The sequence below is a fragment of the Diaphorobacter sp. MNS-0 genome, from assembly GCF_019602835.1.
GTDB classification, from domain to species: Bacteria; Pseudomonadota; Gammaproteobacteria; order Burkholderiales; family Burkholderiaceae_C; genus Diaphorobacter; species Diaphorobacter nitroreducens.
In genome coordinates, this window is record NZ_CP080761.1 from 1,632,679 (window position 1) to 1,645,079 (window position 12,401).

At 63.2% G+C, this 12,401-nt stretch carries 10 protein-coding genes and 1 other RNA gene; 6 read left to right on the forward strand and 5 right to left on the reverse strand.

Features of this window, described 5'->3' with window-relative positions; genetic code table 11:
• Positions 1–9: 9 nt before the first annotated feature.
• The 3 genes from pheA to gyrA form a co-directional block, all read right to left on the reverse strand.
• Positions 10–1,125 (reverse strand): prephenate dehydratase, encoded by a 1,116-nt coding sequence (gene pheA / locus K2L43_RS07900; protein WP_011805666.1) that lies wholly within the window; start codon positions 1,123–1,125, stop codon positions 10–12.
• Between the two features lie 116 nt (positions 1,126–1,241).
• Complete coding sequence (gene serC, locus K2L43_RS07905; protein ID WP_220638982.1) at positions 1,242–2,351, reverse strand: 3-phosphoserine/phosphohydroxythreonine transaminase; 1,110 nt, start codon at positions 2,349–2,351, stop codon at positions 1,242–1,244.
• Positions 2,352–2,420: 69 nt separating this feature from the next.
• Entirely contained in the window at positions 2,421–5,054 is a 2,634-nt protein-coding gene (gyrA, locus tag K2L43_RS07910; RefSeq protein ID WP_123676470.1) for a DNA gyrase subunit A, read from the reverse strand.
• A gap of 226 nt (positions 5,055–5,280) precedes the next feature.
• On the opposite strand from gyrA, the gene ompA reads away from it, so the two are divergent.
• The 4 genes from ompA to ssrA all read left to right on the forward strand — a co-directional run bounded on the left by ompA (position 5,281) and on the right by ssrA (position 7,796).
• Positions 5,281–5,937 carry an outer membrane protein OmpA gene (gene ompA / locus K2L43_RS07915; protein ID WP_011805663.1) on the forward strand — a complete coding sequence of 219 codons (657 nt, stop codon included), beginning with the start codon at positions 5,281–5,283 and terminating at the stop codon, positions 5,935–5,937.
• A 79-nt stretch (positions 5,938–6,016) separates the two neighbouring features.
• Positions 6,017–6,730: a bifunctional 2-polyprenyl-6-hydroxyphenol methylase/3-demethylubiquinol 3-O-methyltransferase UbiG gene (ubiG, locus tag K2L43_RS07920; RefSeq protein ID WP_172206662.1), complete on the forward strand. Its 714-nt coding sequence runs from the start codon at positions 6,017–6,019 to the stop codon at positions 6,728–6,730.
• On the forward strand, positions 6,727–7,404 hold the full coding sequence (locus K2L43_RS07925) for an HAD family hydrolase (RefSeq protein ID WP_103737555.1): 678 nt from the start codon (positions 6,727–6,729) through the stop codon (positions 7,402–7,404). The genes ubiG and K2L43_RS07925 overlap by 4 nt, the downstream gene beginning before the upstream one ends.
• Positions 7,405–7,417: 13 nt before the next feature.
• Positions 7,418–7,796, forward strand: a transfer-messenger RNA (tmRNA) gene (gene ssrA / locus K2L43_RS07930).
• A gap of 256 nt (positions 7,797–8,052) precedes the next feature.
• Here the strand turns inward: ssrA and K2L43_RS07935 are convergent.
• Together K2L43_RS07935 and K2L43_RS07940 are read right to left on the reverse strand one after the other, a co-directional pair.
• The gene (locus K2L43_RS07935; protein ID WP_255580555.1) at positions 8,053–9,564 is read right to left on the reverse strand and encodes a 7-cyano-7-deazaguanine synthase; all 1,512 of its coding nucleotides are present in this window, start codon (positions 9,562–9,564) and stop codon (positions 8,053–8,055) included.
• Positions 9,565–10,548, reverse strand: coding sequence for an IS5 family transposase (locus tag K2L43_RS07940; RefSeq protein WP_220638815.1), 984 nt, complete (start codon positions 10,546–10,548; stop codon positions 9,565–9,567).
• A 246-nt stretch (positions 10,549–10,794) separates the two neighbouring features.
• On the opposite strand from K2L43_RS07940, the gene K2L43_RS07945 reads away from it, so the two are divergent.
• Together K2L43_RS07945 and K2L43_RS07950 are read left to right on the forward strand one after the other, a co-directional pair.
• The gene (locus tag K2L43_RS07945) at positions 10,795–11,415 is read left to right on the forward strand and encodes an FMN-binding negative transcriptional regulator (RefSeq protein ID WP_220638816.1); all 621 of its coding nucleotides are present in this window, start codon (positions 10,795–10,797) and stop codon (positions 11,413–11,415) included.
• 409 nt (positions 11,416–11,824) lie between these two features.
• Positions 11,825–12,397 (forward strand): hypothetical protein, encoded by a 573-nt coding sequence (locus K2L43_RS07950; RefSeq protein WP_015913012.1) that lies wholly within the window; start codon positions 11,825–11,827, stop codon positions 12,395–12,397.
• Positions 12,398–12,401 lie beyond the last annotated feature (4 nt).

Below are 12,401 nucleotides of genomic sequence, written 5' to 3' on the forward strand. Positions count from 1 at the left end.
GCTGCCCCCTCACGCCGGAACGGGGTAGGTGCCCAGCACCTTGTAGAAGGCGCACAGCTGCTGCAGCTCGGCCAGCGCGGCAGCCACGTTGGGCTGGGCGGGGTGGCCTTCGATGTCAATGTAGAAGTAGTACTCCCACTGTCCGGTGCGCGCGGGGCGGGATTCAAAGCGCGTCATGGACACGCCGTGCTTCTTCAGGGGTACCAGCAGGTCGTGCACCGCGCCGGGACGGTTGGGCACCGAGATGATGAGGCTGGTGCAGTCCCGCCCCGTGGGCGCGGGCGTGGCCAGCGTGTGCGGCAGGCAGATCACGGCAAAGCGCGTGCGGTTGTAGGCGTCGTCCTGGATGGCGTGGGCCACCACATGCAGGCCGAACTGCTGCGCGGCGCGCTCGCTGGAGATGCCGGCCCACGCCGGGTTGGTGGCGGCCAGGCGTGCGCCTTCGGCATTGCTGGACACGGGCCGGCGCTCGGCGTGGGGCAGGTGCTTGGACAGCCAGCCCTGGCACTGTGCCAGCGCCTGGGGATGGGCCAACACGGCCTCGATGTGCTCGGCGCTGTTGGTGGAGCGCAGCAGGTTGTGGCGCACCAGCAGGCTGACCTCGCCGACCACATGGCAGGGGGTGTGCAGGAACATGTCCAGCGAGCGCGTGACCACGCCCTCGTTGGAGTTCTCCACGCCCACCACGCCGTACTGCGCGCTGCCCGCGGCCGTGGCGTGAAACACCTCGTCGAAGCTGTTGCAGTACATCAGGTCGGCCGCGCCGCCGAAGTACTCGATGGCTGCCTGCTCGCAGAACGTGCCCTCGGGGCCCAGCACGGCCACGCGCTGGGGCGATTCCAGCGCCAGGCAGGCCGACATGATCTCGCGCCAGATGGCGGACACGTGTGCGCCCTTGAGCGGTCCGGGGTTGGCGTTGGTGATCTTCTCGATCACCTGGGCGACGCGGTCGGGGCGGAAGTAGGGCGTGCCCTCGCGCTTCTTCAGCTCGCCCACCTGCTCGGCCACGCGGGCGCGCTGGTTGAGAAGCTGCAGCAGCTGGTGGTCCAGCGAATCGATCTGCACGCGCAGATCGGCCAGCGCGGGGCTGGCCTGGGGTGTGGGGCTTGAAGCGTTGTCTGCCATGGATTTGATAGCTGCCCGCGCTTGTCTGTTCTATGTTTGAGTGGAGAAACTATCTCAAACCCAGATAAATCAAGCGCGAACAGCTCACATTTTTATGAAAGGGCCGTGCCGTGGCTTCAGGCAGCGGTGCGTTCGAAGTCCTGCAGATAGTCCACCAGCGCCTGCACGCCCGCCAGAGGCATGGCGTTGTAGATGCTGGCGCGCATGCCGCCCACGGACTTGTGGCCCTTGAGCTGCAGCAGGCCGCGCTCCTTGGCGCCGGCCAGGAAGGCGTCGTTGCGCGACTCATCGCGCAGGAAGAAGGGGATGTTCATGCGCGAGCGGCAGTTGGCCGCCACCTTGTTCACGTAGAACTGCGACTGGTCGATGAAGTCGTACAGCAGCCGCGCCTTGGCGATGTTGCGCTGCTCCATCGCGGCCACGCCGCTGGCCGCGCCCTCGCGCTGGCGCTTGAGCCACTGGAAGGTGAGGCCCGCCATGTAGATGCCCCAGGTGGGGGGCGTGTTGAACATGGAGTGGTTCTCGGCCACGATCTTGTAATCGAAGGCGCTGGGGCAGGCGGGCAGGGCGTGGCCCAGCAGGTCCTCGCGCACCACCACCAGCGTCAGGCCTGCCGGGCCCAGATTCTTCTGCGCGCCGCCGAAGGCCAGGCCCACGCGGCTCCAGTCGACGGGGCGCGACGCCACGTGAGAGGAGAAATCGATCACCAGTGGCGCATCGCTGCCCAGGGCGCGCAGGTCGGGCAGCTCCTGGAATTCCACGCCGTGGATGGTCTCGTTGCTGCAGATGTGCACGTAGCTGGCGCCGCGGCTCAGCTGCCAGCCGGCCGGGTCGGGCAGGGTGGTGAACTGGCTCTCTTCGCCGGAGGCCGCGGTGCGCACCTCGGCGGCGTATTTGGCTGCCTCCTTGCGCGACTTCTGGCTCCAGCTGCCGGTGACCACGAAGTCCACGGTGGCTGCGCGCGAGAGGTTCAGCGGCACGATGGCGTTCTCCGCCAGGCCACCGCCCTGCATGAACAGGATCTTGAACTCCGGCGGCACCGCCAGCAGATCGCGCAGGTCGGCTTCGGCCTGCTCGTAGATCGCGATGAACTCCTTGCCGCGGTGACTCATCTCCATCACGCCCATGCCGCTGCCGTGCCAGTCCAGCATCTCGGCGGCGGCCTGCTGCAGCACTTCCTCAGGGATGGCGGCCGGACCGGCCGAGAAGTTGTAAGGGCGATTCATGGTCATGGGTCAAATGTGCTGCCAGCGCTTGTCAGTCAAGCGCTGGTAGCTATCGTTTTGGAAGCGGTTTCAGGCGTCAGCAGGCGGCGGGGCGTCGGCTGCATCGAGATCAGCGGCGTTCGCGTCGTTCTCCACGATGCGCTGCAGTCCGCTGAGCTTGGCGCCTTCGTCCAGCGAGATCAGCGTCACGCCCTGCGTGGCGCGGCCCAGTTCGCGGATTTCGGACACGCGGGTGCGCACCAGCACGCCGGTATCGGTGATCAGCATGATCTCGTCGTCGGCATGCACCAGCGTGGCGGCCACGACCTTGCCGTTGCGCTCGCTTTGCTGGATGGCGATCATGCCCTTGGTGCCGCGCCCATGGCGGGTGTACTCGACGATGCTCGTGCGCTTGCCGTAGCCGTTCTCGGTGGCGGTGAGCACGCTCTGGTTCTCATCCTCAGCCACCAGCATGGCGATCACGCTCTGGCCGTCCTCCAGCATCATGCCGCGCACGCCGCGCGCCTGGCGGCCCAGCGGCCGCACGTCGTTCTCGTCGAAGCGCACGGCCTTGCCGCCGTCGGAGAACAGCATCACGTCGTGCTGGCCGTCGGTCAGCGCCGCGCCGATGAGGTAGTCGCCATCATCCAGGTTCACCGCGATGATGCCGCCCTTGCGGGGGTTGCTGAACTCGTCCAGTGCGGTCTTCTTCACCGTGCCCATGCTGGTCGCCATGAACACATAGTGGTCGGCGGGGAAGGTACGCATGCCGCCCGTCAGGGGCAGAACGACGTTGATTTTTTCGCCCTCGGCCAGCGGGAACATGTTGACGATGGGGCGCCCGCGCGAGTTGCGCGAGCCGGAGGGCACTTCCCACACCTTGAGCCAATACAGCCGGCCGCGGTTGGAAAAGCACAAGATGTAGTCGTGCGTATTGGCAATGAAGAGCTGGTCGATCCAGTCGTCTTCCTTGGTCGCCGCCGCCTGCTTGCCGCGCCCGCCGCGCTTTTGCGCGCGGTACTCGGACAGTGGCTGGCTCTTGATATAGCCGGTGTGCGACAGCGTGACCACCATGTCGGTGGGCGTGATCAGGTCCTCGGTGGACAGGTCCTGGGCGCTGTGCTCGATGGTGCTGCGGCGCGCACCCACCTTGGACTGGCCGAACTCCTGGCGCAGCGTGGAAAGCTCTTCGCCGATGATCGTGGACACGCGCGCGGGCTTGGCCAGGATGTCCAGCAGGTCCTCGATGACCGACATGACGTCCTTGTACTCGGCCACGATCTTGTCCTGCTCCAGGCCCGTCAGGCGCTGCAGGCGCATCTGCAGGATTTCCTGGGCCTGCGTGTCCGACAGGCGGTACAGGCCGCCTTCCTGCATGCCGAACTCACGTTCCAGCCCTTCGGGGCGGTAGTCGTCCGCGTTGACCACGCCGCCATCGGCGCGCGTGCGCGTGAGCATCTCGCGCACCAACTGGCTGTCCCAGGAACGCGCCATCAGTTCGGCCTTGGCCACGGGCGGCGTGGGCGACTCACGGATGATGCGGATGAACTCGTCGATGTTGGCCAGCGCCACGGCCAGGCCTTCCAGCACGTGGCCGCGCTCGCGGGCCTTGCGCAGCTCGAACACCGTGCGGCGCGTGACCACTTCACGGCGGTGCTGCAGGAAGACCTCGATCAGGTCCTTCAGGTTGCACAGCTTGGGCTGGCCGTCCACCAGCGCCACCATGTTCATGCCAAAGGTGTCTTGCAGCTGGGTCTGCTTGTACAGGTTGTTGAGCACCACCTCGGGTACTTCGCCGCGCTTGAGTTCGATCACCAGGCGCATGCCGGACTTGTCCGACTCGTCCTGGATGTGGCTGATGCCTTCGAGCTTCTTCTCGTGCACCAGCTCGGCCATGCGCTCCTGTAGCGTCTTCTTGTTGACCTGGTAGGGCAGCTCGTCAACGATGATGGCCTGGCGCTGGCCCTTGTCGATGTCCTCGAAGTGGCACTTGGCGCGCATCACCACCTTGCCGCGGCCCGTGCGGTAGCCTTCCTTGACCCCGTTGATGCCGTAGATGATGCCGGCCGTGGGGAAGTCGGGCGCGGGGATGATCTCCATGAGTTCGTCCACCGTCGCGTCAGGCTGGCGCAGCAGGTGCAAGCAGGCATCCACCACCTCATTGAGGTTGTGCGGCGGGATGTTGGTTGCCATACCCACCGCGATGCCGGCCGATCCGTTGACCAGCAGGTTGGGCAGCTTGCTCGGCAGCACCAGCGGTTCCTTCTCGCTGCCGTCGTAGTTCGGGCCGAAATCGACCGTTTCCTTGTCGATGTCCGCCAGCATCTCGTGCGCTATTTTTGACAGGCGGATTTCGGTATAGCGCATTGCTGCGGCGCTGTCGCCGTCCACTGAGCCGAAGTTGCCCTGGCCGTCCACCAGCATGTGGCGCAGAGAGAAGTCTTGCGCCATGCGCACGATCGTGTCGTATACCGCGCTGTCGCCGTGGGGGTGGTACTTACCGATCACGTCACCAACGATACGGGCGGACTTCTTATAAGGCCGGTTCCAATCGTTGTTGAGTTCGTGCATGGCAAACAGCACGCGCCGGTGCACAGGCTTCAGGCCATCCCGCGCGTCGGGCAGGGCGCGCCCGACGATCACGCTCATCGCGTAATCCAGGTAACTGCGTCGCATCTCCTCTTCGAGACTGATGGGCAGGGTTTCTTTGGCAAACTGGGTCATGTCGACGGAGGGGTGGCGGCAGGAAGCGGCCATTTTAGGTGCAACGCCCTGTAGTAGCTGAGCAACACATCCCTGGGATTGCGCTTTTGTCCTACGGTTTGCACCTCGTCAAAGCAGCCCCGGCCTTGTTACGTATGGCACAATCATTTCAACGTTTTTGGTGATGGTCACTGACGACGTCCCTGATTCGCAGCGCGGCTGCGGCTTTTTCCCCAAGAGGAGAACCATGAAGAAACTGAACAAAGTGGCGATGTTGTTGGCCTCTGCTGTGCTTGCTACCTCGGCTGTTGCTCAAGTGAAGGCGGCAGACGGCGGTAAGGTCATCGATAACTGGCAAAACGGCTCGGGCGAGCTGGTCTGGAAGAACGGCACGAATGAACTGTGCTGGCGCGACGCCAACTGGACCCCCGCAACCGCTGCTGAAGGTTGCGACGGCGCTCTGGTGAAGGCTGCTGCTCCTGCTCCCGCAGCTGCACCCGCTCCTGCAGCCGCAGCTCCTGCCGCTCCTGCCCCCGCACCTGCTATCGCTAGCAAGGTGACCTATGCAGCCGACGCTTTCTTCGACTTCGACAAGTCCGTCCTCAAGCCCGAAGGCAAGGCCAAGTTGGACGACCTGGTTTCCAAGGTCAAGGGCATCAACCTGGAAGTGATCATTGCCGTGGGTCACACCGACTCCATCGGTACCGACGCATACAACCAGAAGCTGTCCGTGCGTCGCGCTGAAGCCGTGAAGGCTTACTTGGTGTCCAAGGGCATCGAAAAGAACCGCGTCTACACCGAAGGGAAGGGCGAAAAGCAGCCCGTGGCGGACAACAAGACCAAGGAAGGTCGCGCCAAGAACCGCCGTGTGGAAATCGAAGTGGTTGGTACCCGCGCCAACTGATCGATCCATCGGTCACAAAAAAGCCCCGGCAACGGGGCTTTTTTTATGCCTTGCTCGTTGCAGATGGGACAATGAAAACATGACTGTTTCTGTAAACGCCGATCCCGCTGAGTTGGCCAAGTTTTCGGAACTGGCCCATCGCTGGTGGGACCCCGACAGCGAATTCCGTCCGCTGCACCAAATCAATCCGTTGCGGCTGGATTGGATCAATCAACTCTCGCCTCTGGAAGGGCGCAAGGTTCTCGACGTGGGCTGCGGCGGGGGAATTCTGTCGGACTCCATGGCCCGCAAGGGGGCAGAGGTCACGGGGATCGACCTGGCGTCCAAGGCATTGCGCGTGGCGCGGCTTCATGCCCTGGAGGCGGAAACGCCGCGCGTACAGTACCGGGAGATCAGCGTCGAAGAGTTGGCAAACGAGTGTCCTGGGTCGTTCGACACGGTCACCTGCATGGAGATGCTGGAGCATGTGCCCGATCCCCAGTCGGTTGTGGCCGCATGCGCGCGCCTAGTCAAGCCAGGCGGATGGGTGTTCTTCTCTACGATCAACCGGAATGCGAAGTCCTTTGCGTTGGCGATCGTGGGGGCGGAATACCTGCTCAAGATGCTGCCCCAGGGAACGCATGAGTACGCCAAATTCATCCGCCCTAGTGAGCTGGCATCCGCATGCCGCCAGGCGGGCCTTGATGTGTTGCATACGCGCGGCATGCAGTACAACCCCGTAACCGGCCGCTATTGGCTGAGCGGGGATACCGATGTGAATTACCTGTTCGCTACCAGGCGACCCACTGCATGAGCGAGGTGTCTTTCACGGCGGTGCGCGGGGTGTTGTTCGACCTGGATGGCACCTTGATCGACAGTGCGCCTGACCTGGGCTTTGCTGCGGACCAGTTGCGGTCCGTCCGCGGGCTCCCTTCGCTGCCGCTGGAGGCCTATCGCCCCCTGGCCGGCGCGGGCGCGAGGGGTATGTTGTCGGTGGCATTCGGTATCACGCCGGACCATCCGGACTTTCCCGGCTTGAGGGAAGAGTTTTTCACTAACTACGAGCAATGCATCCACGACCAAACGGCATTGTTTCCTGGCATCCAGGAATTGGTGGCTACTCTTGAGCATCGTCCGTTGAAATGGGGTGTGGTGACCAATAAAGTGGAGCGTTTTACCTCGCTCATCGCCCAGCGCGTGGCGCTTTTCGCCAATGCGGGGGCCATCGTCAGCGGAGACACCACTGCGTATTCCAAGCCTCACCCAGAGCCTTTGTGGGAGGCTGCACGGCGCCTGGGGCTGGAGCCGCACGAGTGCATTTACGTCGGTGACGACGAAAGAGATATTCAAGCAGGGCAAGCCGCAGGCATGAAAACCGTGGTGGCCATGTACGGCTATCTTGGCTCGGGCGCCTCCCCGAAGAGTTGGGGCGCGGATGCAGAGATTTATTCCCCCCTTGACCTCTTGAAATTGATGGGCCTGGACTAAAATAGTCATCCAAGGGGCTGTCCCGGTTTCGACGTGGGTTCGGAATCGGAGCGGTGCATGTCGAGCTTGAGTGACGCTCGTAAATCTCCATTCACTAAACTAACTGCAAACGACGAACGTTTCGCACTCGCCGCTTAAATACCGGTGAGCCTTGCAACAGCACGCTGATGGGCTGGGCAAGGGGGCCGCAAGGCCTCCCGGCTGCAAGGGAATTTACATCAGCTGGTGGCATGCCGGGCACCTTGGCATGGCACGAGATTCAAGGGTGCTGGCATCTTGCGTAGCGTGTGCCTGCGCGACGTGAGATGCAAGAATGAAAACAGAGCACTAAACATGTAGATCTGCCCGAAGAAGGCTTGCGGACGCGGGTTCAATTCCCGCCAGCTCCACCACTTTTCAAGAAACCAACCGTTCTCGGTTGGTTTTTTTCGCCCGGAATCCCCAGTGCTGGCGCGGGTTCGGGCCACGCTGCGACGGACGCTATCACCCAGGACGGCCCGGTTTCGGGCGGTTTTCCGCTCTCTGTTCCCGCCCATTCTCTGTTTCTGCGACGGACGCCTTCGCGCCCACCTCAGCATTGATGCGGGTTTCCGGCTCCTTGTTCGTCAGGGAAAGCGCCTTCACGCTGGCGACCCGCCCCCGAACGAGCTACCCATTCACGATGGGCCGGACGTCCCAAGTGATCGGCACCCCAGGCCGGTAGGCGACCTCGTGACTGATCTTGATCGTGTCTTTGAGGTGCTCGGCCAGCGGCTTGTCATACTTCTCGATCTGCTTGATCGCCCGGTCGACGGCGTTGCGAAAGGCGTCCCTGACGTTCTTGCGCTTGTCCCCAGCCTTACGTTGCCGCCCGCCGAGGCCTTTACCGCCTTCCATCGCCTTGGTCAGGAAGGCCATTTCTTCCTCGATTTCCTCAATGCGGGCGTGGTCACCGGCTTCGCGCGCTTCCTCAATCTCGCTCAGCAGCTCGCGGGCGCGCTGCTGCCATTCACGGAGTGCTTGCCGGTCTGCGACGTCTCCAGCATCGCCCTGCGGGATGCCTTGGGTGACTAGGAAGCCTTCCTCAATGTCTTCCGGCGCAACCCCAGTGTTGGCTGGGAGGTCAATGGCGTTGGCTGCGCTTCCGACGGCGATCTCATAGACCGATGACTCACGATCTGGAAACGCCAGCAAGAGGTTGATGTACTCCGCTCCCTTGTCGACATTGATCAGGCAGATAGTGTTGCGACCTTGGAATCGCGTCTCCCAGACTGCTCCGCGCTTGCGGAAGAAGTTCTCCGGCTGCTTTTCTGCCGAGACCACGGCAGGCATCGAGATCACGGAATTTGCTTGGTACGCAGTTTGAAGCAGGCAATCACCTGGGAGCGTCCGCTCCCGAATCGCTGTGCGATGACGACCGAGCAGCTCATCCAAGGCTCCCATCACCTCTTTGGCGTGCTGCTTGTAGAGATCGAACACTCGCTGCGCAGCCTGCCCGGCGCTGTTGCAGTTCAAGAACTTGAACACCCGGCCTACGTCAGGGTAGCTGCTGACGAACTGCGCGACGTTTGATAGCCCCTTCACCTGATTGGCGCGTTCCAGGTAGGCCGCTGCCATGATCTTGTCCACGTTCTTCTTCTCGTCTTGGGCATCGCGGCTCTGGGTGAACACGTCGAACTTGTAGTGGTCGACAGGATCGTACTGATCGGCTTTTGCCGCAAGTACCGCGAAGCGCCGGTCGATGCACTGGGAACAGCCCCCGCAGTGGGTATGCTGGTTCGTCATCTCCCACGTGTGCGTGCAGGTCATCGAGTGCGCGATCAAATCGTGGCAGCCTGCTTCCGTGATGACCTTGACGACGTCTGCCTTGGTTTTCCAGATGTACGGGTTCTCTATCGTGAAGGGCTCTCCCGCGACCAGCGAAATGATGTCCTGAAAACCTTTCATCACCCGGGGATGCGTCGTGCGCGTGGCGCGGCCGCCGACCACTTGGGCGCACACCGGCAGGTTCAAGCTGATGACCCCGTTCTCGTAGAAGCGCACGCTGCGCAGGCCCAGCATTCCAGCAATCGTCGCGCCGATGGAGACATACAGGAACGACCGGCTGCGCTGGGTGTATTGACACCGTTTGCAGGCCTGGTTCAGCCCTTGTGGCGCCACTTTGGCGCCCCACAGACGCACCTATCCCTGCAGCGCCATGATCCGCTTCCTGGCCATCCACAGGTTGCCCAGCGCAAACAGCATCGTCAGCCGCGCCGTGTTCTTCTCTAACCCACGGTAGCGTACCTTGGCATACCCAAACTGCTGCTTGATCACCCTGAAGGGGTGCTCCACCTTGGCCCGCACGCTGGCCTTCAGTCGCTCGACCTTCTCCAGCAGTTTGTGCAGCTCCCGATTGGCATCGAGCGTCTTGCGCTTGCCCGGGCGCATGGCTACGTGCCACTTGATCTTGGCCTTGGCTTTGCTCCCTTGCATCTCCTGGCGCTTGTCCACGCCCTGGTAGCCCGCGTCACCCCAGGCATGCTTGTCTTTGCCATGCAACAGTCCTGCTGCCTGCGTCACATCGTTGACGTTGGCAGCTGTGCCGATGACGGTGTGCACCAGTCCTGAGTCGGCATCCACGCCAATGTGCGCCTTCATGCCAAAGTGCCACTGGTTGCCCTTCTTGGTCTGGTGCATCTCTGGATCTCGCTCACCTTCTTTGTTCTTGGTTGAGCTGGGGGCCGCAATGATGGTGGCGTCCACGATGGTGCCGGTCTTGAGCATCAGGCCCTGCTGGGCCAGTCCGGTGTTGATGGCAGCCAGCACCTGCGGGGCCAGTTGGTGCTTCTGCAGCAAATGGCGGAACCGCAGGATGGTGGTCTCATCGGGCATGCGCGCTGCACCATCAAGGCCTGCAAAGCGGCGGTACAGGGGCCGCTCGTGCAGTTCTTCTTCCATGGACGGGTCGCTCAGGTTCCACCACAGCTGCAGGCAGTGGATGCGCAGCATGGTCTCGATGGGAAACGGTGGGCGCCCACCCAGGGCCTGGTGCGAGCCCCGGGCGAATGGGGCAATGACAGCCACTAGCGTTGCCCAGGGCACCACCTGGTTCATCTCATCGAGAAAGACCTCTTTGCGGGTCTTCTTGGGCAGTGGGCCCAGGCCCAGGGTGTATTGATCCATGGCGCCATTGTCTTGGATGCTTGGCGCTGGGGAGGATCAGCTCGGGAGGTTTTGCAGACCTTCCCTAGCCCCATAGTCGCTGGATTTGGACAGGCGCTCGCACATTTGAAGCGCCCATCACGTTAGTGCTGACGATGAGGCTGCTAGCCTTAGGGGCCTGTCCATCCTTTGCGCAGCGGGTTTGGATAGGCGCCAAACGGGCGCTTGGCTGAAAGGCTTCCGGCAACTTTTTTCACCACGCACTTTATGTACCTACCTGCACAATTCGCCGAGTCCCGGATCGGGGAGCTTCACCGCATCGTCCGCGAGAACGCGCTGGGCATGCTGGTGACACACACTCCCGCCGGTTTGGAGGCCAACCACCTTCCTTTTTTTCTGGATGGCGACATGCTGCTGGCGCATGTGGCGCGTGGCAATCCCATCTGGCGCGAGGTACGCGACGGCGATCAAGTGCTTGTCGTCTTCCGCGGCGTCGAAGGTTATATCTCTCCCAACTGGTATCCCGGTAAACAGGAGACGCATCGGCGCGTGCCTACCTGGAACTACGAGGTTGTCCATGCCCACGGAACGATTCATGTCCGCGACGATGTGAAATTCGTTCGCAGGGTGGTCGCCTTGCTAACGCGCCAGCATGAGGCGGGGCAGGCACAGCCGTGGAAGATGGGCGATGCGCCGCCAGACTACCTGGATGAGCAACTGCGGCATATCGTGGGCATTGAGATCCGTCTCGGGCGACTGGAAGGAAAGCGCAAGCTGAACCAGCACCACGGCGAGCAAGACCGCGAGGGCGCGATTCAAGGACTGGAGTCCCGCGGCAACCATGGGCTCGCCAAAGCCATGAGGGAGGCGACGTCCCCCACATCGTGACCCGCAACTCCTTGGCCGGCCGGCTTGCGGCCATGCGCGGAGCGGGGTGGCGGGCCTCAGTGCGTTGCGTGCCAGGTGATGCGCTATCCAGCAAACGATCCAGGCCCTGACCTAGCAAGGTGGGCACTGGTGGTAAGCCCGGCCATGGTGGCTGCCATGCAATCCGTCGGCGGACCTGCTGGGGCGGTAATGCCCGGCAGTGCGGTGGCGGATCGCCTCCTGCGCGCCTCGGTGAAAGCCGCGCGCCGCATCGCGTGCCGTCGCGTTGGCGCAGAGCGTGCAATGGCGACGCCGGAGCCGGTCGGCGCGGATGCCTTATTCCGGGAGCGGGCCCATGAAGGATTCCGAGGGTTGCCGCATCTCGCCCGCGGGCATGGCACCATGCGGTTTTCTATGTGGGAGTGAATCCATGAAATTCTGGCGGGCGGGTGCGTTCGGAGCGTTGGTGTTGGCGGGCTGTGCCAGCCAGCAAACGCTGGTGCCGCAGATTCAGCAAGGCGAATCCGAAGGGAAAAAGACCGTGACGGTGGCGCCCGCGAGTGCCGCGTGCTCCCGGCCCCAGTGCCCCGTGCTGGCGGCGGCGTGGAGCGCGGCGAAGCCGGCGCAGGCGGTGCTCACCGTGGGCCTGCCCCATCAGGCGGCGGAGGTCACGGGCGCGGACTTCCATTTGGGGGGCGGGCAGGCGGTGCGCGTGCGGTCGCGTTCGCGCGCCGAGGCCGCTGCGCTGGGCTACCCCGCCACGGCGTTCGATGTGCCCTTGCGGCTGGTGGACCAGATCGCCTATACGCCGCGTAGCTGGGTGCGGGTTCACACCGCCGATGGGCGCAGCGTGGATGAGACGCTCAACAGCGGTGAAGAGCGCAGCAAGGCCGTCGAGGCGATGAGCTACTTTGTCACTGCCGTGGAGTCCGCCAGCGGCCAGGTGGCAAACCCCGACAGCTCTCGCGGCGGCTTGATGGACCGCCTGGGCGGCGGCAAATAGGGCA

Excerpts from the sequence above, each read along its gene's own strand:
- ubiG (WP_172206662.1), top strand. The coding sequence starts at position 6,017 with ATGACTGTTTCTGTAAACGCCGATCCCGCTGAGTTGGCCAAGTTTTCG.
- K2L43_RS07945 (WP_220638816.1), top strand. The coding sequence starts at position 10,795 with ATGTACCTACCTGCACAATTCGCCGAGTCCCGGATCGGGGAGCTTCAC.
- pheA (WP_011805666.1), bottom strand. The coding sequence starts at position 1,125 with ATGGCAGACAACGCTTCAAGCCCCACACCCCAGGCCAGCCCCGCGCTG.
- serC (WP_220638982.1), bottom strand. The coding sequence starts at position 2,351 with ATGAATCGCCCTTACAACTTCTCGGCCGGTCCGGCCGCCATCCCTGAG.
- gyrA (WP_123676470.1), bottom strand. The coding sequence starts at position 5,054 with ATGACCCAGTTTGCCAAAGAAACCCTGCCCATCAGTCTCGAAGAGGAG.
- ompA (WP_011805663.1), top strand. The coding sequence starts at position 5,281 with ATGAAGAAACTGAACAAAGTGGCGATGTTGTTGGCCTCTGCTGTGCTT.
- K2L43_RS07950 (WP_015913012.1), top strand. The coding sequence starts at position 11,825 with ATGAAATTCTGGCGGGCGGGTGCGTTCGGAGCGTTGGTGTTGGCGGGC.
- K2L43_RS07940 (WP_220638815.1), bottom strand. The coding sequence starts at position 10,548 with ATGGATCAATACACCCTGGGCCTGGGCCCACTGCCCAAGAAGACCCGC.
- K2L43_RS07925 (WP_103737555.1), top strand. The coding sequence starts at position 6,727 with ATGAGCGAGGTGTCTTTCACGGCGGTGCGCGGGGTGTTGTTCGACCTG.